We start from the raw sequence: 18642 nt of genomic DNA, 5'->3' as shown, positions 1-18642 counted from the left end.
TCCTACTCGACCTCCTCACCGGCAGCTGCGAAGCGGCCGAAGCGTAGGGCCAGGGTGGGCAGCACGAAGAGGCTGAGCAAAGTGGACGTGGTCAAGCCGCCCAAGATGACGATCGCCATCGGACCCTCGATCTCGCGCCCCGGGTCGCCGCTCCCCAGCGCCAGCGGAAGAAGGCCGAGCGCGGTCACCAGCGCCGTCATCAAAATCGGACCGAGCCGCTCCAAGGCGCCGCGGGTGGCGGTGGACCGACCCCAGGTCGCGCCCTCCTCCCGCACCAGGTGATCGTAGTGCGAGATCAGCATCACCGCATTCCGCGTGGCGATGCCGAACAGGGTGACGAAGCCGACCAGCGACCCGAGCGAGAGCAGCCCGCCCGTGGCGAAGACCGCGAGCACGCCGCCCACCAGCGCGAACGGAAGATTGGCCAGCACCAGCAGGAGCCGGCGTGCCTCCCCGAAGGCCAGCCACAGCAGCATCAGGATCCCCGCCCCGGCCAGCAGGCTGTTGCGGAGCAGCTCCGCTCGCGCCGCTCGCTGCGCGGTGCCGCTGCCCCCGATCTCGGCGTAGACGCCGGCCGGCAGTCTGGCCGACGGTCCGAGGGTGCGCTCGAGATCGCGGGTCACGCTCTCGACGTCGCGCCCGCGTACGTTCGCGGTCACCGTCTGCACCCGGCGGGCTCCCACGTGGCTGATGAGGAATCGCCCTGTCGTCCGTGCCACGTCCGCGACCTGGCCCAGCTCCACCAGCCGGCCGCTCACGCCCGCGAGCGGGAGGGCCTTGAGGTCCTCGGGCCGGGCCCGGCGCTCCGGCAGGAGCGTGACCACCACGTCGGTGGCGCGGTTTCCGTCGAAGGTCTGGCCGACCCGGGCGCCCCGGGTCGCCGTGGCAATCGCCGTGAGGACCTCGTTGGGGCGAAGACCGTAGAGCGGCAGCTCGGCCGGCCGGAGGCGGATCACCACCTCCGGCGCTACCGGCGGCGGATCGTACTGCACGTCGGCGGTGCCGCGCACGCGGGCCAGCGTCTGGGCGACCCTGCGGGCGGCCAGATCGAGACTATCGAGGTCATCTCCGAACACCCGAACGACCAGCTCCGCGGTGGACCCGGTGAGCGTCTCCTCGATTCGCTCCGCGAGGAATCCTCTGATGGCGAAGTTGACGCCGGGGAAGCGGGCGAGAACCGCCCGCAGATCATCCTGCACGGTCTCAGCCTCCCGGCCCTTGAGCGGCACCAGGTCCACCTCGAACTCGGTGTAGTGGGTTCCCCAGGTGTCCTCCGACAGCTCGGCGCGCCCGATGCGCTGAGCCACGGAACGAACACGCGGGTCCCGACGCAGCGCTTCCGTCACCCGGGCTCCCAGTCGCATCGATTCATCCAGCGAGGTGCCCGGGACGGCGGACATGTGTATCAGGTAGTGGCCCTCACGAAACTCGGGGAGGAAGGTGGCCCCGAAGAAAGGGAGCGTCGCCAGTGCAGCGAGACAGAGCAGCGCCGTAGCGGCGCCGACCGCGACGGGGCGGTCGGCCAGCCACTCGAGCCGACGGGCGTAGCGCGCCTTGATCCAGGCGAGCGCCGGCGACTCATGCGTCCGGTGACTGCGCCGGCCGAGCAGGAACAGCGTGAGGGCGGGCGTCACGGTCAATGCCACTCCCAGGGACGCGAGGATCGCCAGGATATAGGCCAGGCCCAGCGGCCGGAACAACGCGCCCTGCACCCCGGTCAGCGCGAGCACCGGGAGAAAGACCACGGCCACCACGAAGGTGGCGTAGACCACGCTTCCCCGAACCTCCAGTGACGCATCGAGCACCACGGCCGCGGCGCTCCGGCCCCGTCCTCCCGCGGCCCGGTGCTCCCGCAGCCGGCGGGCGATGTTCTCCACGTCGATGATGGCATCGTCCACCACCTCCCCCAGCGCGATGGCGAGGCCGCCGAGCGTAAGGGTGTTGATCCCGAAGCCGAGGAGGTCGAGCACGATGAGCGCGGTGAGCAGGGAGAGCGGAATGGCGGTGAGGGAGATGGCGGCGGCGCTGAGGTCGGAGAGGAAGACCAGCAGAATCGCGGCGACCAGCACCGCACCCAGCAACAGCGAGGTCACGATGTTCCGCAGGGCCAGGTCGATGAACTCCGAGGGCCGGAAGATCCTGGGATGCAGGAGCAGCCCGCTCGCGCGAATGGTGGGCTCCAGCCGCGCCAGGGCCGCTTCCACGCGCTGTGCTACGACCTTGGTGTTGGCGCCGAGCTGCGCCGAGACGACGATGACGAGACCACGCTGCCCCTGCACCCCCCCTTCCCCGATGCGGGGCTCGGCAGCCTCGACGACCCGCGCGATGTCGGTGAGGTGGAGGACCGATCCTCCCTGTTCCCGCACGACGGTCCGACCCAGCGCTTCGGGTGTCAGCGCCTGGCCCTCCGCGCGGATGGTGATCCGCTGATTCGGCTGGTCGATCACGCCTGCACCGCGAACGCCGGTGGCCTCACGGGCCGCGTCCGTCACCTCGGCAACTCCGATCCCGTAGGTCCGCATGCGTTCCGGATCGAGCTGGATCTGGAGCTGGCGGACCTCACCGCCGAACACCGCCACCTTGGACACACCCGGCGTCGCGAGCAGCCGGGGCCGCAGCACCCAATCGGCGAACGTGCGCTGCTCCGCCGGTGAGCGGGTTCCCGAGGTGAGGCCGATCACCAGCACGGTGCTGGAAGACGAAGTGAGCGGGGTCAGGACCGGCGGCTGAACCGTCTCGGGCAGCCGGCCCGCGGCCTCGCCCAGCCGCTCCGCCAGCGACTGCCGAGCGCGATAGATGTCGACGTGCTCCGCGAGTACCGCGGTGATGACGGAGAGGCCCTGGATCGACTGCGAGCGGACGGCGGCGATGCCCTCGACGCCGTTGATCGCGTCCTCAATCGGCTTGGTCACCAGGATCTCGACCTGTTCCGGCGAGAGCCCCGGCGCCTCGGTCTGGATGGAGACCTGGGGTGGCGCGAACTCCGGAAAGACGTCGAGCCGGGATCCGGCGACGACACCCGCTCCGTAGACCACCAGTGCAAGCGCCAACCCGATCACCACGCCACGGTGCCGGATGGCGCCTCGGACCAGGGTGGTCAGCATGCTGCCGCGGGCAGCGTCACTCGCCGGCCTCGTCCCCCACGGTCACCCGGGCGCGGAACTCCTCGGAGAGCAATTCCTCCGCGCCGGTGACCACGACGGTGTCCCCGGCCATGAGTGGCGCGCCGGCGAGCCAGCCACCGGGCGCCGGCCGCTCGGTGGAGAGTCGCACCCGCTCGAAGCGGCCCGGCGCGCGCTGCAGGTAGACCCAGGCGAAGCCGTCCCATTGCACCACGGCGCGGTCGGGCACCAGTACACCTGCCATCGCGCGCGTCTGCCCCGGTACCAGCGCCATCACCGGCGTGCCCGGCGTCGCGCCCGGCCAGGTACGGACGGCGCGGTAGAGATAGGCAGGCCGGCGGGTCACCGGATCGGCTTCAGGGGCGGGACCGACCAGGCGCGCGGAAATCCGGAGCGTGGTACCCGGCGGGCTGAGAACGATCGAACGTCGAGGCGAGCCACCGGCCGGCTCGGCCCACCCGACCCGCACCAGCGGCCGGCTGTAATCCACGATCTCCAGCAACTCCTGTCCGGGCTCGACGATCGCGTCCGGCTGCGCTCCCACCCGGGAAACGACGCCGGCGATCGGCGAGGCAAGCGGCCTGGCGTCCGACACCTGTGCGATCGGCACGCCGGCCCGCACCTCGGTCCCCAGACTGGGCCAGCGCGCGCCCCCCGGTACGGTGAGGCGCCCACCCACGGGAGCCCGCAGCACTGCCGTGCGCTCCGGCTCCGCCACCACCTCGGCGGCGAGCCGTTCCTCCGGCGCCCGGGATATCGCACGAAGCGGCTCCGTCGCGAGCCCGATCCGCCGGCTGTCCGCCGAATCGAGCGACACGAAGACGGCCTCCCTGCTCTCCTCCAGCCGACTGGCCGCGACCACCGGCGCGTCGCGCTGGGCCTGGAGCTCGACCTGCCGGCGATGCGCCCGGTACAACAGGATCAGGGCGGCGGCGAGGCCCAGGGCGAGCACGATCGGCAGAACCCGGCGGGCGGTTCCCATTAGTGGCTCACGCCTGGCATGGCGATCTCCTCGCGCGGGTCCGGCCATCGCTCGCCGGGGGCTCCCTGCCACATGGCGAGCGCGGCATCCAGCGCGAGCGCCGCTGATCGAACCGTCCGCTCAACCGCGCGACTCGCCCGCTCGGCTCGCGCGACGCCGAGCTGCGCCAGCGCCGGGTCCAGTCGCGTCGTCTCCCCGCGCTGATATGCGGCCTCGGCGAGTGCCAGCGCGCGCCCCGCCACCACCGCTTGCGAGTCGGCTCCCACCTGCTCGAGCCGGCCCCCGCGACAGCCGGCGACCGCCACACCGATCTCGACCAGCACCGAGTCCTGCACTTCGGCGATGTGGGCCGCGGCGGCACTGCGTGCGGCGATGGCCTCCGCGATCGGCGCGCGATTCCGAAAAGCGAGCAGCCCGGGTGCCGCCAGTGCCACCGCCCAGCGGTGCACACCCTGATCCCAGATGAACCCTGGCCCCAGGCCCAGGTCGGGATACTGCCGAGCGACTTGGAGGTAGAGCGCGGCCTCGGCAGCGGCATAGTCCGCCAGCGCCTGTCCGACTTCGGCACGTCGGGACAGCGCGAGAGATGCCAAGGAATCCGAATCGAGCGAATCGCTCGCTTGACAGCCGGCGGTCGGCGAGACCACGACCGCAACGGAGTCGAGCGCCCGCGCTGGGAGACCGACCACCCCGGCCAGCCGTGCTCGGGCTTCGAGCATCGTCCGCTCCGCCGACCCCACCGCCGCGCGCGCCTCCTGCAGCTCGCCGCCGGTCCGGGCGAGCTCGCTGCTGGTGAGCGCCGCCTCGGCGAACCGCTCGCGCTCGAATCCCAGGATCCGGGCGACCGCCGACAGCTCCCGATGCGCCTCGTCGAGCTCGGCGGCCGCGAGTGCGACGCTCAGGGCGGCGGCCCGGGCGTCCTGGACCACTCGCCAGAAGGTCAGGTGCAGATCGCTTTCCGCCCGCGCGGTTCGGGCCCGCGCCTGCTGCACCCGAGCCCCGCGCTTGCCGCCCAGCTCCACTGTCAGGAGCCCGGCCAGCGAGACGACCCAAGGCGAGTGCGCGCCACTTCCGGAGACCGCTCGCTCGATGTCGGCCTCCACACCAGGGGCAGGCCGGGCACCGGCGCTTCGCTCGCCGACCTGCGCCGCTCGCCACTGGGCCCGCGCCCGTGCCAGCTCAGGGCGCAGCAGCAGGGCCGCCAGCGCGAGCTGGCGATCGGTCCAACGCGCCCTCGCGGGCGGCTCGGCCCAACGCCTGACGTAGGCCACGAGGGCCGAATCATCGAGCCGGCGCTGACGATAGGCGGCGGGAAACGTTGCCGGATCGACCGGCTGGGCACGGTAGCGTACGCAGGCGGCGGTGGCGAGGGCCAGCAGGAGCGACACCACGCTGGAAGGTCGCATCGCTCAACCTCTGGGATGAAACTGCTTGTGCACCGACCGCAGGTACTCGCGATCGACGTGGGTGTAGATCTGGGTGGTCGAGAGGTCGGCGTGTCCCAGCATCTCCTGCACCGCCCTGAGATCGGCGCCGCCTTCCAGCAGGTGGGTGGCGAAGCTGTGGCGCAGGGTGTGCGGGGTGACCCGCTTGGTGATCCCCGCGCGCGCCGCCGCGCGCTTCACGATGCCCCACGCCCCGACCCGGGAGAGCGGCTCGCCCCGAGCATTGAGCAGCACCTTACTCTGGCTCCGCCCGCGGTCCAGCTCCGGCCGTATCGTGTGCAGATACACCGACACCGCACCGATGACGCTGCGGCCGATCGGAACCAGGCGCTCCTTCCCACCCTTGCCGAAGACCCGGACCAGGTTCTCCGACAGCAGTAGATCGGTGATCGCCAGCCCGCAGATCTCGGACACCCGGAGCCCGCCGCCGTAGCCGATCTCCAGCAGCGCCCGGTCCCGCCAGGCGAGCGGCTCTTCCACCCGGGGCGAGCCGAGCAGCGCCTCGACCTCGGTGACGCTCAGCGTGGGCGGCAGGACCCGGCCGCGCCGCGGGCTTTCCAGCCGATCGCTCGGGTTGTCGGTCAGTCGGCCTTCGGAGACCAGGAATCCGAAATAGGTGCGGACTGCGGAGACTTCCCGGCGGATGGTCGCCGCGCTCAATCCCAGGTCCTTGAGCAGGTAGACGAACTCCCGCAGCAGCGGCCGGGTGACCTTCTCCGGGTGGTGCACCCCGCGGGACACGGCGAACTCGCCCATCCGGTGTAGATCGCGAAGGTAGGCCTCCACGGTGTTGGCGCTGTGTCCCGACTCGAGCGAGAGGTAGTCGCGGAAGCCCTCCAGCCAGAACTCACGGGAGATCCGTTCACGCAGGTCCGCGACCGTCACGGGCTCCTCTGTTCCTCCAGCCGCCGGCGCATCTCCGACAGCTCGGCGGGCGGAATGGCCAGCAGCTCGGCCGCCAGGTGCATCAGACGCTCCTCGTGCTTTCCGATCGCGCCGTCGCCGAAGGCGACGGTCCACATCCGTTCCACCAGCTCCAGCCGCTGGGTCCGCGAGGAGCGCTGCCGCAGGCGCTTTGCATAGTCGGCAAAGCGGCTGCGCCGGAGGGCCTCCGGGGCCGGGGCCGGCGGCTCCGACGAACCGCCCACGCCCCAGCGGGTCCGCAGATGGGCCGCGACCAGCTCCCTGTCGGCCGGCGTGAGAACCGGGTCCGCGTAGGCCAGCTCCAGGACCAGCATGGCCGCCGCCACGCGCGCGGAGCCCTCCGCGATGTCGGTCCCGGCCAGGAAGGTCGGCGCGGCGGGCTCAAGCGCGTCCTGGGTGGCGTGCCAGACGCGCTCCCGTTCGCGCGCGCGTCGACGACGCCAGCGCCACGCCAGCACGACCGCGATCAGCACCACGGCCGCGATCGCCAGCGTCGTGTTGACGCGCGCGAGGACCGCACTGATCCGGCTCCACTCGGCTCCGATCACGGCGCCGAGCGCGATGATGCCGCCGTACCAGATGGCGGAGGCGATCCCCATCGGCACCAGCGTCCGCACCACGCCGAGGCCGACCAGCCCCGCAAAGGGCGGCACCACCGCGCGGAGGCCGGGAAGAAAGCGGCTGATGAAGATGCCGATCGTCCCGAAGCGGAGATATTCCCGCTCGATGACCGCGAGTGAGCGCGGCGCCAGCAGGCGGCGGCCGGTGGGGCTAGCGAAGAGACGCCGGCCATAGCGGCGTGCCGCCAGGTAGACCCCGGCGGCTCCGGCCAGGTTGGCGGTCCAGGTGACGGCGAAGACGGCGAACGGCGTGGTCACCCCGCGATTTGAGAGGAACGCGCCCAGCGCGACGGCAGCGTCGGAGGGGACCGGCGGAGCCACGTTCTCGACCGCGGCGAGCAGAGCCAGGACCGCGTACACCGCCAGTGGCGGGAGTTGTGAGACCCAGGCGAGCAGGGACTCGATCAGCGGGCCTCCAGCAGGGCCACCGCCATCACGGCGAGTCCTTCGCCCCGTCCGATGAAGCCCATCCCTTCGTTGGTCTTGGCCTTCACGCTGATGGCCCCGGCCGGCAGCGCGAGCCGCGCGGCCAGCGACGCGGCCATCGTTGGCAGGTGGAGCTGCAGCCTGGGAAGCTCGGTGATGATCGTGAGGTCCGCCTGCACCAGCCGCTGTCCCCGGCCGCGGATCAGCTCGTGCGCCGTGCGCAGCAGCTCCATCGAGTCGGCGTCCTTCCACTGCGGATCGCTGTCGGGGAAGAGCTGGCCGATGTTGCCGGCGCCGGCGGCGCCCAACATGGCGTCGGTGAGCGCGTGGGCCACGGCATCGGCATCGGAGTGCCCCGCGAGACCACGCGAATGGGGAATGGTGACCCCGCCGAGAATCAGCGGGCGTCCCTCGACGAAGCGGTGGGAGTCGTAGCCGATCCCCACACGGGTCACGCCGCGGCCGGCTCCGGGATGACGCTGTAGTCCTGGCGGCGGCGCATCGGCGTGTAGCCGGCGTCGCGGATGAGGCGCTCGATCTCTCCCAGCGTGGTGCGGTAGGTGGTACCCGCCGCGGAGACCACGTTCTCCTCCATCATCAGGCTGCCGTAGTCATTGGCGCCGAAGCGGAGGGCCACCTGCCCCACCTTATGCCCCATGGTGACCCAGGAGGACTGAAGGTTGGGCACGTTGGTGAGGACGATCCGGCTCATGGCGAGCATGCGGAGATAGGTCACCGCGTCCGTCTTCTGGTAGTGCGACATGCCCGGCGTGCCCTCGGGCTGCAGCGGCCAGCAGATGAACGCGGTGAATCCGCCGGTGCGCGCCTGCAGCTCGCGGACCCGCAGCAGGTGCTCGATGCGGTCCTCGTCGGTCTCGCCCAGTCCGTACATCATGGTGACGGAGGTCTTCATGCCCTGCCGATGGGCTTCCTCCTGCACGCCGAGCCATTCCTCGGTCTGGGCTTTCTTTCGGGCCACCCGCCGGCGAACCTCGTCCACCAGGATCTCCCCGCCACCACCGGGAATGCTGTCGAGCCCCGCCGCCCGCAGCTCCCGCACGACCTCGGCGACGCTCAGTCCGAAGCGCTCGCTGAAGAAGACGACTTCCGAGGGGGAGAAGCCGTGAATGTGAATCGGGTGATGGACCTTGATGTAGCGCATGAGCTCGAGGTACCACTCGAACGGGATGTACGGATTGTGCCCGCCCTGCAGCAGGATCTGCACGCCGCCGATGGCCTTGCACTCGTCGATCTTGGCGCCGATCTGCTCGAAGCTGAGGACGTAGCCTTCGGCGTTTTTGGGGCGGCGATAGAAGGCGCAGAACTGGCAGTCAGCCACGCAGACGTTGGTGTAGTTGATATTCCGGTCGATGATGTAGGTGACCATACTCTCCGGATGCTGCCGCCAGCGCTCGGCGTCGGCGAGCTCGCCGAGCTCCAGGAGCGGGGCGTGCTGGTAGAGGGCCAGCAACGCCTTGAAATCACTTGATGTGCGATCTACAACGCTCATAGCCACTGTCAGTTAGGCGGTTCACAAATAGAGCGCTTCGCTCTCACCTGCGCTACCTTGCCGTCCTTGCCGTCCCTGCCGCCCTTGCCGCCCTTCCCTACGCCGCCGCGATGAACGACAGCGATCCATCCGGAACCAGCCCCTCCTGCGCCAGCCGACGGAAGAAGTCGGTGAGGCCGGCCAGATGACGGTACGATAGCGCATAGTCCAGATCGCCGAGATACTCGCGGCAGACCGCTTCAGCGACGCCGGTGCTCGCGGCCGCGGCCGCGGCGAGCTGGTCCAGATGCTCCAGCCCCCAGGCGCGCGACTCCAGCAGCCGCTGGTGCACCGCCTGCACGCCCGCGGGTGCGGCCTCGCGGCGGGCCGCCCACACCGCGAAGACAAACGGCAGGCCGGTCCATGCCTTCCACTCCGCGCCCAGATCGACTCGCACCGGATAAAGCTCCTGCGCCGCCAGCAGCAACGCCGCGTCCCCGATCACCAGCACCGCTTCGTGGGGCAGACCGGCCAGCCCGGTCAGGTCCGCGGCTTCAGCGCGGGCGGTGGCGTAGCGCGGCCGCACGCCCCAGCGATGACGGGAGACCAGATCGAGCAGCAGCACCGACGTGCGCGAGGAGGCGGTGAGCAGCACCGTTCGACCGTCCAGCTCCTCGACCGGCCGGCGGGAGAAGAGGGCCACACTGTGGACCGGACCGTCGCACGTGATCGCCAGGTCAGGCAGCAGGTGATACGCCGCCGCGTTCCGGGCATACTCCACCGCCGACACGACGCTCACCTGCAGCTCGCCCGCCGCGAGCAGATCGTTGAGCTCCGAGGCGGTGCCCGTCACCAGCGACGCGGGCATCGGCACCAGTCCCCGATCGATGGCGCCGTACACGGGATAACAGTTGATCCAGGGAATCCGTCCCAGCCTCATGCGGCGTGCACCACCGGCAGTGCCGCCCCCCGGCGGAGCGCCGGCTCCGGCGGTGGATCGTCGAACTGCTCGCGGACGGTTTGATAGAGGCTGTCCCGCTCGACCGGTCGCTTCCCGGCTCCCCGGATCAGCCGCACCAGATCGAGATAGGGCATGTGCATGGCGGTGTGGGCCCCCGCCTCGTGATAGATCCGCTCGTAGACCACCGTGCCCTCCACGTCGTCGCAGCCGAAGCTCAGCGCGATCTGGGAGAGGAACGGCGTCACCATGGGCCAGTGGGTCTTCACGTGCGGCACGTTGTCCAGGAAGAGCCGGGCCACGGCGATGTTCTTGAGATCCTCGTAACCCGTCGTGGCGGTCCCCACCCGCCCCATCTCCTCGCCCAGCTCGTTGTGGTCGGGGTGATAGGCCAGCGGGATGTACGTGAGGAACCCGCCGGTCTCGTCCTGCAGCGCGCGGAGACGTTCCAGGTGCTCGATCCGGTCCGCCGGCGTCTCCACGTGTCCGTAGAGCATGGTGCAGTTGGTCGGAATGCCCAGCTCGTGGGCCACCCGGTGCACCCGCAGCCACTCCTCCCCGGTGAGCTTCCGCTCGGCGATGGTGGCACGCACCGCGGTGCTGAACACCTCCGCGCCGCCACCGGGAAGACTGGTGAGGCCCGCCTCCTTCATCGCCAGGAGCACCTCGCGCTCGGAGATCTTTTCGATCCGAGCGAGGTGCGCGATCTCCACCGCGGTAAGCGCCTTGATGTGGACGTGGGGGAAGCGCTCCTTCAATCCCCGGATCATGTCGGTGTAGTAGGCCAGCCTGAGCTTGGGATGCAACCCGCCTACGATATGGAACTCGCGGGTCGGCATGCCGCGCGCCTGCTCCGCCTCGTGGAAGACCTCTTCAAGCGAGCGGGTGTACGCGCCCTCCTCCTTCGGCATCCGCGCGAAGGAGCAGAACACGCAGGTGTTGCGGAGCACACAGACGTTGGTCGGATTGATGTGCTGGTTGGCGGAGAAGAAGACCCGGTCGCCGTTCCTGCGCTGGTTGGCGGTGTCGGCCAGGCGGCCCAGGCCGAGCAGATCGCTGGTGGCGTAGAGCGCGAGACCATCCCTGGCGGACAGCCGCTCGCCCTCCATGACTTTCCGCGCGATCGAGTGTAGCGCGGGATCCCGAAGCCGGGTGGGATCGAGCTCGCCAGCCATCGTATCTCCTTGGGGCGCAGGGAGTAAACAACCCCCTCAAAGGTACACCGCCCCCGCCGGTCGGGGCCAGGGACCTCCCGGCTCACTCGGCCAGAAACTCTCCTACCGCCTCCAGGCCTTCGATGTGGTCACCCATGATCTTGGCCGCCGCGATGACCGGCACCGCCAGAAAGGCGCCGGGCACGCCCCAGAGGAACCACCAGAAGAGGACTCCCACGAGCACCGCCACCGGATTGAGCCGGAGGCGCCGCCCGTACGCGATAGGACTCACCAGGTTGTTCTGCAGCGTGCTGATCAGGAGGTAGGCCCCAGGCGCCAGCAGCGCCTGGCCGACGCTGTCGAACCCGCCCAACCCGACCGCCCCCAGCGCGAGCAGCATGAAAGCCGCGCCGAGGTAGGGAATGAACTCCAGAAAGAACGTGAGCACCCCCCAGAGCGCGGGACTGGGCATGTGGAGCAGCCACATCGCCAGCGCGACGACGACCCCCTGCCCCAGGTTGATGAGTGCCGTCGCTCCCATATAGCGGGAGACCGCGGCCTCCACCTCGTGCGCGATCCGCACCGCCGTGACCTTGTCCCCCCGAAGCGGCAGCACCTTGACCAGCTTCTGGAGGAAGAGGTCGCCCGAGGCGAGCAGCAGGAAAGTGAGCAGCAGGACCTCCACGATGCCCCCCACCAGCGATGTGGTGGAGCCCAAGATTCGGACCGCGATCCCCGGCCCCGGCGGGGACGAGGCGGTCTGGCCCTCGCCCTGGCCGCCGCTTTCGACCCGCTCGGCGGCGCTGGTGATCTGCTGGAATGGCCGGCGGAGCTTCCTGAGGCGGGCCTCGGCCTCGTTCAGGGTCTGCGGCGCCTTCGCGATCCACCCGCGAACCGGGTCGGCCAAGGCGTTCGCGCCAAGGGCGACGGCGCCGAGCAGCACCACCAGCACCGCCGTGGCGGCGGGGGCGGTGGGGAGCCGGGCCGCCTCCAGCCAGCGGACCAGCGGCCGGAGGAGACCGGTGAAGAGGATGGATAGAGCGATGGGGATGAAGAAGTCGCGCCCGAAGTACAGCGCGCAGATCGTGGCCAGCGTTGCCAGAATGATCACGGCGGCCGAGCTGGCCGGCGCCCGCTCCGTCGTCACCCGACGCGACGGTTGGAACGGGTGGGACGCCGCGCTACGGCTCCCACCGCTTGACCCCCAGCGTCACGTTGTGTCCGCCAAATCCGAACGAGTTGGAGAGCGCCACGTCGACCCTCCGCTCGACCTTCTGATTGGGCGCCGAGTCGAGATCGCATTCGGGATCGGGGGTGAACTGGTTGATGGTCGGTGGAATGACCCCGCACCTGACCACCAGCAGCGAGACCGCGAACTCGAGCGCCCCGGCACCGCCCAGCAGATGGCCGGTCATCGATTTGGTGGAGCCGAAGACCAGCCGGTACGCCTGCTCGCCGAACACGGCCTTGACCGCCTCGGTCTCGGCCACGTCGCCCTGCGGAGTGGAGGTGCCGTGGGCGTTGATGTAGCCCACGTCATTGGCGTCGATGCCGCCGTCGGCGAGGCAGGCCCGCATGGCGCGCTGGGCGCCCTCACCGTGCTCCGCGGGCGAGGTGATGTGATAGGCATCCGCGCTCAGGCCGTAGCCCACCACCTCGCCCAGGATGCGGGCACCCCGCTGCTCGGCGTGCTCCTGACTCTCCAGCACCACGATCGCGCCGCCGTCTCCCAGCACGAACCCGTCCCGATCCTGGTCGAACGGCCGGCTGGCCGTCTCGGGCGAATCGTTCCGGAAGGACAGCGCTTTCATGTTGGCGAACGCGGCGACGGTGAGACCGGTGATGGCGGCTTCCGATCCGCCGGTGACCATGGCGTCGGCGGCGCCGTACCGGATCATGTTGTACGACTCGCCGATGGCGTGGGCCGACGAGGCACACGCCGACACCGTGGCGAAGTTGGGGCCCTTGAGCCCGTAGCGGATCGAGACCAGCCCGGGTGCGATGTCCGGGATGAACATCGGGACGAAGAATGGGGAGACCCGGTCCGGACCCTTGAGCACGTACGCCGTGCAGTTCTCTTCGTAGGTCTGCATGCCCCCGATGCCGCTGCCGATGACCACCCCGGTGCGCTCGGGCGAGGGAAAGCGTCCTTCGAGCCCGGCCTGGCTGACGGCCTGATGCGCCGCGGCCAGGGCAAACTGGGCGAACAGATCGTACCGCCGGGCTTCTTTCCGGTCGATGTACTGCAGCGGGTCGAAGCCCTTGACCTCGCAGGCGAAGCGGACCGAGAGCTTGGCCGGATCGAACTTCTTGATCGGCGCGGCGCCCGGGGTGCCGGCAAGCAGCGCGTTCCAGGTCGACTCGACATCGGTTCCGACGGGGGTCACCAGGCCGAGGCCGGTGACGACGACACGGTGCGGCAAGTTACTTCCCGATCTTCTCGTGCAGGTAATTCATCGCGTCGCCGACGGTCCGGAGCTTCTCCGCATCCTCATCCGGGATGTCGATGTCGAACTCCTTCTCGAATGCCATCACGAGCTCCACCGTGTCCAGGCTGTCCGCGCCGAGGTCTTCCATGAAGCTGGCCTCGCTTGTGAGCTTCTCCCGCTCGACGCCCAGCTCCTCGACGATGATGTCCTTGACCTTCTCTTCGACGTTGCTCATGTCGTCCTCGATTGGAGATTCAGGATCGCCTCAGATGACCATTCCACCGTCGACCACCAGCACCTGGCCGGTGACATACCCGGCCAGGTCGGAAGCCAGAAAGAGCACGGCCCCGGCGACGTCCTCGGGCCGGCCCAGCCGTCCGAGCTCTATGGCCTGTAATAATGTAGCCCGCGCCTCCTCGGGCAAGGCAGCGGTCATGTCGGTCTCGATGAAGCCGGGCGCGACGCAGTTGGCCAGAATGCCGCGGCCGGCGTACTCCTTGGCGATCGACTTGGTGAAGCCGATCAGTCCGGCCTTGCTGGCCGCGTAGTTGGCCTGGCCTTTGTTGCCCGTGAGGCCCACGATGCTGGTGATGTTCACGATGCGGCCGGCGCGCCGCTTCATCATCCCCTTGAGGACCGCCCGGGTGGTGTGGAACGCGCCCTTGAGGTTGGCGTCCAGCACGGCATCCCAATCGGCCTCGCTCAGCCGAAGGACGATGTTGTCTCGGGTGAGTCCGGCATTGTTGACCAGGATGTCGATCGGGCCGAGCGCCGCTTCCGCGGCGGCGATGGCGCGCTCCACCTGGTCGGCATGCGCCACGTCGCAGCCAACCCCGACGGTCCGCTCGCCGAACTCGGCCGCCACCGATACCGCCCGATCCTGGTCCCGCCCGACGATCGCGACCTTGGCGCCCGCCCCGTGCAGCGCCCGCGCGATGGCGAGCCCGATGCCGCGGGTACTGCCGGTGACGAAGGCCGAGCGGCCGGTGAGATCGATCGCCGTCATGCGCGCGCGAGGAACTGCTCGACTTCCGCAGCGGTGCCCAGGGTGACGGTCGTCGCGCCCGGCAGGATGCGCTTGGCAAGCCCGCTCAGCACGTTGCCCGGACCCAGCTCGACGAAGGTGGCCCCGGGGGCGAGCACCGCCGCCTGGCGCATGCACGCCACCCAGCGAAGCGGAGCGGTGAGCTGATCGACCAGCAGCCGTTTGGCGTCGGTCCCGGTGCGCACCGGCTCCCCGCTGGCGTTGGCCAGGACCGGGAACGCCGGGTCGGCAAAGGGAACCTCCGTGAGTGCGTCGTGCAGGCCGTCGATGGCCGGCGCCATGAGCGGAGAGTGGAACGCGCCACTCACCTTGAGCGGCACCACGCGTTTGGCACCCCGCACCTTGCACGCGTCCCCGGCGCGGCCCACGGCGGCGACATCACCCGAGATGACCGTCTGATCCGGGGCGTTCAGGTTGGCGGCCACCACGATGCCATCGGGTCTGGAAGCCGCGTCACAGGCCTCATCGACCTGCTCCGTCGGCAGGCCGAGCACGGCCGCCATGGCACCGGGTCGCTGCTGTCCCGCCTGGTACATCAGCTCGCCCCGGCGGCGGACCAGCCGGGCGGCCGCGGGTGCGGCGAGCGTCCCGGCCGCCACGTGGGCGCTGTACTCGCCGAGGCTGTGTCCCGCCGCGGCGCGGGCGTCGGCGAACCGGTGACCCACCACCGCCCAGACGGCGGCCGAGTGGGCGAGAATGGCGGGCTGGCTGTAGTGGGTGAGCGTCAGCTCTTCCTCGGGTCCCTCCCAGAGGATCCGGGACAGATGGATTCCGAGGGCGTCGTCGATGGCGGCGAAGGTATCGCGGGCGGCGGGAAACCGCTCGGCGAGATCGCGTCCCATGCCCACCCGCTGGGATCCCTGCCCCGGACACATGAGGACGCTCACCACCGGGCGACGGCGCTCCCCCAGGTGAATCCGGCGCCGAATGCGACGAACAAGACGACCGATCCGGGCCGAACCCGCCCTTCCGACACGGCCTGATCGAGCGCGAGCGGAATCGAGGCGGACGAGGTGTTCCCGAACCGGTCGACATTGACCATCACCTTGGACATCGGCAGGCCCGCGTGCTTGGCGGTGGCCTCGATGATCCGGAGGTTGGCCTGGTGCGGCACCAGGACATCCACGTCGTCCGCCGTGAGGCCGGCCTGGCGAAGCACCGCGTCGCACGCCTCGGCCATCGCCAGCACGGCCGCCTTGAACACCTCGCGTCCCGCCATCTTCATGTAGTGCGATCGCTCGCAGACCACCTTCTCGCTGATCGGATCGGCGGCCCCACCCCCGGGGCGATAGAGCAGCGGGGCCAGCCGGCCGTCCGACTTGATGTAGGTGGCGAGGAGCCCGCGTCCGGGGCTGGTCGAGCGGCGGAGGATGGAGGCACCAGCGCCGTCGCCGAAGAGGATGCCGGTGGACCGATCCTGGAAGTCGGTGATGGTGGAGAGCTTTTCGGCGCCCACCACCAGCACCGTCTCGCTCTGTCCCGAGGCGATCAGTCCCTCGGCCACGGTGAGGGCGAAGATGTAGCCGGGGCACGCGGCACCGACATCGAACGCAGCGGCCTGGTCGGCCCCGAGCAGGGCCTGGAGATCGCAGGCGGTGGAGGGCAGCAGGCGATCCGGGCTAGCCGTGGCGAGCACGATGGCGTCCAGGTCGGCCGGGCCGACGCCGGCGCGCGCCATCGCGCTCTCGCTCGCCTCCCGGCTCAGCATGGCCACACTCTGCTCCGGCCGGGCGATGCGGCGCTCCCGGATGCCGGTGCGCTCGACGATCCACTGGTCCGAGGTGTCCAGCGTCCGGGCGAGATCGGCGTTGGTGAGCACGTCGGGCGGCACGCCAACGCCCACGCTCGCGATCTCCGCGAAGGGACGCGCCATCATGAGCTGGCGGCGGTTTCGCGCTGAGAGAATTCGGCCGCGATGTGCTGGGTCAGACCGGCGCTGACCGCCTGCACCGCGACCCGGATGGCGTTCTTGATGGCATTGGGACTGGAGGAGCCGTGGCAGATGATGGCCACTCCGCGCACCCCCAGGAGCGGCGCGCCGCCGTAGGTGGAGTAGTCCAGGTGACTGACCAGCTCGCGCATGCCCGGCCGCTCGAAGACGTCGGGGGCGCGGTCACGGATCAGGCTCACGAACACCCGCGCGGCGGACTCGTAGAACTTGAGCACGATGTTGCCCACGAACCCATCGCAGACCACCACATCGACCGGAACCCGGCGCTGTGGTCCGGGGAGGATATCGCGGCCCTCGATGTTGCCGGCGTAGGTGAGCCGGGGCGAGCGCTTGAGGAGCTGGTGCGCCTCGCGGACGACGGCGGTGCCCTTCTCCTCCTCTTCGCCCACGTTGAGGAGCCCGACCACCGGATTGGGCCGGCCCAGCAGGTCTCGCACGTAGACCGTGCCGAGATAGGCGAAGCCGACCAGCTCGCGGGCGGAACAATCGAGGTTGGCGCCGCCGTCGAGCACCAGGACCGGCTCGGCACCAGTGGGGAAGAGCGTGGCCACCGTGGCACGCTCGACGCCGTCGTGGAGACCAAACAGCAGGGTGGAGGCGGCCAGCGTGGCGCCGGTGTTGCCGGCCGAGACGAAGGCGTCGGACGCGCCGTTCTTCTGCAGCGTCAAGCCGACGACCACGCTGGAGTTCGGCTTTCGGCGCACCGCGGCCAGCGGCTTCTCCGCCATGCCGATAACGTCAGCCGCCTCGTGGATCTCGAGGCGGCTGCGGTCGGCCCGGGGATAGTTGGCGAGCTCGGTTTCGATCACGTCGCGACGCCCGACCAGTTGCACCACAAAATCGTCGGGCAGACTGGTGAGCGCTTCAATGACCCCGGCGATCTCCGCCTGCGGGGCGCGGTCGCCCCCCATGGCGTCCACCGCGACGCGGATCACGCTCAGACGTCCTCGACCTCGACCTGCTTCTTGCCCCGGTAGTAGCCGCAGGAATCGCACACCCGATGGGACAGCTTGGGCGATCCGCACCGGGGACACGCCTGGGTGGCCACGCTGGCCGCAACGTGGTGCCCACGCCGCAGACGCTTCCGGGCCTTCGAGGTCCGACGCTTCGGAACTGCCATGATGTCCTCAAACGGGTTCGGCGGGGGTACGACAGGCGCAGGGCCCCGCGTTCAGATCCGCCCCACATCGGGGACAGAGTCCAGCACAGTCTTCACGGCAGAGGAGCAGCTCGGTCTGGATGGCCAGGGCGAGCTCCTCGCGCACCGACTCGGCGACGTCCACCTGGGTGGCGCGCTCGGGGAGCGGGTAGAAGTCGGGATCGTCGGCGGCCTCGGAGTCGGTGCTGAACACCGCCGCGGGGACCTCGATGTCGACCTCGTCGAGCACCTCGGTGAGGCACCGACGGCACTCGCCCCGCACCACGGTGTGCAGGTTGCCTCGCCAGAGGTAGGTGCCCTCGCCGGCGGCCTGCAGTTGGCCCTGCACCGACACCGGCCCCGCGAGGCCGAGCTCCAGACCATTCAGGACAGGATCATCGGGCTGGAGCACGCCGTCCGTCCGCACGGGACCCCGTTGGAGGTCCCGAATGTTGACTCGCAGCATAGCCGCTTAAAGTAACTGTGACAACAACTTGGGGCAAGACCGCGGATCAGCCCCAGAGCCCCGCCAGCTCCCCTTCCGGGAAGAAAAATCCCACCTCTCGAGCTGCGTTCTCCGGGCTGTCGGACGCGTGGATCGCGTTCCGGCCCTTGGACTCCGCGAAGAGCTTTCGAACGGTGCCCACCGCCGCCTCGGCCGGGTCGGTGGCGCCGATGACGGTCCGGAGCGTGGCCACCGCATCCTCCCGCTCGAGCGCCATCGGCAGGCACGGGCCGCTGGTCATGAAGCTGACCAGTCCCGCGAAGAACGGCCGCTCCCGATGGACCTCGTAGAAGGCGCCGGCCTGCGCTTGGGTGAGCCGGACCAGCCGCGCCGCGCGCAAGCTGAATCCCGCCTGCTCCAGGTGCGCGATGATCTTCCCGGCGTTCCGCGCCGTGAGCGCGTCGGGCTTGAGAATGCCGAGGGTGAGCGAAACGGCCACGAAGCCTCCAGACAG

The 18642-nt window shown here is 70.0% G+C and carries 19 protein-coding genes; all 19 read right to left on the bottom strand.

Annotated features, from left to right (window positions below; translation table 11 throughout):
* Window positions 1-2 precede the first annotated feature (2 nt).
* The 19 genes from VHR41_06505 to ndk all read right to left on the bottom strand — a co-directional run bounded on the left by VHR41_06505 (window position 3) and on the right by ndk (window position 18627).
* On the bottom strand, window positions 3-3104 hold the full coding sequence (locus VHR41_06505) for an efflux RND transporter permease subunit (protein ID HEX3233829.1): 3102 nt from the start codon (window positions 3102-3104) through the stop codon (window positions 3-5).
* Window positions 3105-3120: 16 nt separating this feature from the next.
* Window positions 3121-4104, bottom strand: coding sequence for an HlyD family efflux transporter periplasmic adaptor subunit (locus tag VHR41_06500; GenBank protein ID HEX3233828.1), 984 nt, complete (start codon window positions 4102-4104; stop codon window positions 3121-3123).
* Window positions 4104-5510 carry a TolC family protein gene (locus VHR41_06495; protein ID HEX3233827.1) on the bottom strand — a complete coding sequence of 469 codons (1407 nt, stop codon included), beginning with the start codon at window positions 5508-5510 and terminating at the stop codon, window positions 4104-4106. Before VHR41_06495 ends, VHR41_06500 begins: the two co-directional genes overlap by 1 nt.
* A 3-nt stretch (window positions 5511-5513) precedes the next feature.
* A complete protein-coding gene (gene xerD / locus VHR41_06490; GenBank protein ID HEX3233826.1) occupies window positions 5514-6434 on the bottom strand; it encodes a site-specific tyrosine recombinase XerD in 921 nt (306 codons plus the stop codon).
* Window positions 6431-7453 (bottom strand): TerB family tellurite resistance protein, encoded by a 1023-nt coding sequence (locus VHR41_06485; protein ID HEX3233825.1) that lies wholly within the window; start codon window positions 7451-7453, stop codon window positions 6431-6433. The genes xerD and VHR41_06485 overlap by 4 nt, the downstream gene beginning before the upstream one ends.
* Before the next feature lie 44 nt (window positions 7454-7497).
* The gene (gene ispF, locus VHR41_06480) at window positions 7498-7974 is read right to left on the bottom strand and encodes a 2-C-methyl-D-erythritol 2,4-cyclodiphosphate synthase (GenBank protein HEX3233824.1); all 477 of its coding nucleotides are present in this window, start codon (window positions 7972-7974) and stop codon (window positions 7498-7500) included.
* A complete protein-coding gene (gene mqnC / locus VHR41_06475) occupies window positions 7971-9029 on the bottom strand; it encodes a cyclic dehypoxanthinyl futalosine synthase (GenBank protein ID HEX3233823.1) in 1059 nt (352 codons plus the stop codon). The genes ispF and mqnC overlap by 4 nt, the downstream gene beginning before the upstream one ends.
* Window positions 9030-9126: 97 nt before the next feature.
* Window positions 9127-9948 (bottom strand): menaquinone biosynthesis protein, encoded by an 822-nt coding sequence (locus VHR41_06470; protein HEX3233822.1) that lies wholly within the window; start codon window positions 9946-9948, stop codon window positions 9127-9129.
* The gene (mqnE, locus tag VHR41_06465; protein HEX3233821.1) at window positions 9945-11141 is read right to left on the bottom strand and encodes an aminofutalosine synthase MqnE; all 1197 of its coding nucleotides are present in this window, start codon (window positions 11139-11141) and stop codon (window positions 9945-9947) included. The genes VHR41_06470 and mqnE overlap by 4 nt, the downstream gene beginning before the upstream one ends.
* 82 nt (window positions 11142-11223) lie before the next feature.
* Complete coding sequence (locus VHR41_06460) at window positions 11224-12267, bottom strand: AI-2E family transporter (GenBank protein HEX3233820.1); 1044 nt, start codon at window positions 12265-12267, stop codon at window positions 11224-11226.
* Between the two features lie 34 nt (window positions 12268-12301).
* Complete coding sequence (fabF, locus tag VHR41_06455; GenBank protein ID HEX3233819.1) at window positions 12302-13543, bottom strand: beta-ketoacyl-ACP synthase II; 1242 nt, start codon at window positions 13541-13543, stop codon at window positions 12302-12304.
* Window position 13544: 1 nt separating this feature from the next.
* Window positions 13545-13784, bottom strand: a complete 240-nt coding sequence (locus VHR41_06450; protein HEX3233818.1) for an acyl carrier protein — start codon at window positions 13782-13784, stop codon at window positions 13545-13547.
* Window positions 13785-13814: 30 nt separating this feature from the next.
* Window positions 13815-14555 carry a 3-oxoacyl-[acyl-carrier-protein] reductase gene (fabG, locus tag VHR41_06445; GenBank protein HEX3233817.1) on the bottom strand — a complete coding sequence of 247 codons (741 nt, stop codon included), beginning with the start codon at window positions 14553-14555 and terminating at the stop codon, window positions 13815-13817.
* Complete coding sequence (gene fabD / locus VHR41_06440; GenBank protein HEX3233816.1) at window positions 14552-15481, bottom strand: ACP S-malonyltransferase; 930 nt, start codon at window positions 15479-15481, stop codon at window positions 14552-14554. The genes fabG and fabD overlap by 4 nt, the downstream gene beginning before the upstream one ends.
* Complete coding sequence (locus tag VHR41_06435) at window positions 15478-16470, bottom strand: beta-ketoacyl-ACP synthase III (protein HEX3233815.1); 993 nt, start codon at window positions 16468-16470, stop codon at window positions 15478-15480. Before VHR41_06435 ends, fabD begins: the two co-directional genes overlap by 4 nt.
* Complete coding sequence (gene plsX / locus VHR41_06430) at window positions 16467-17480, bottom strand: phosphate acyltransferase PlsX (GenBank protein HEX3233814.1); 1014 nt, start codon at window positions 17478-17480, stop codon at window positions 16467-16469. The genes VHR41_06435 and plsX overlap by 4 nt, the downstream gene beginning before the upstream one ends.
* A 2-nt stretch (window positions 17481-17482) precedes the next feature.
* The gene (gene rpmF, locus VHR41_06425; protein HEX3233813.1) at window positions 17483-17665 is read right to left on the bottom strand and encodes a 50S ribosomal protein L32; all 183 of its coding nucleotides are present in this window, start codon (window positions 17663-17665) and stop codon (window positions 17483-17485) included.
* Between the two features lie 7 nt (window positions 17666-17672).
* Complete coding sequence (locus VHR41_06420) at window positions 17673-18095, bottom strand: DUF177 domain-containing protein (protein HEX3233812.1); 423 nt, start codon at window positions 18093-18095, stop codon at window positions 17673-17675.
* A gap of 100 nt (window positions 18096-18195) precedes the next feature.
* Window positions 18196-18627: a nucleoside-diphosphate kinase gene (gene ndk, locus VHR41_06415; protein ID HEX3233811.1), complete on the bottom strand. Its 432-nt coding sequence runs from the start codon at window positions 18625-18627 to the stop codon at window positions 18196-18198.
* Between the last annotated feature and the right edge of the window lie 15 nt (window positions 18628-18642).

Source organism: Gemmatimonadales bacterium (assembly GCA_036265815.1).
Taxonomy (GTDB): domain Bacteria; phylum Gemmatimonadota; class Gemmatimonadetes; order Gemmatimonadales; family GWC2-71-9; genus CAVVWJ01.
This window is presented reverse-complemented; position numbering and strand designations above follow the sequence as displayed.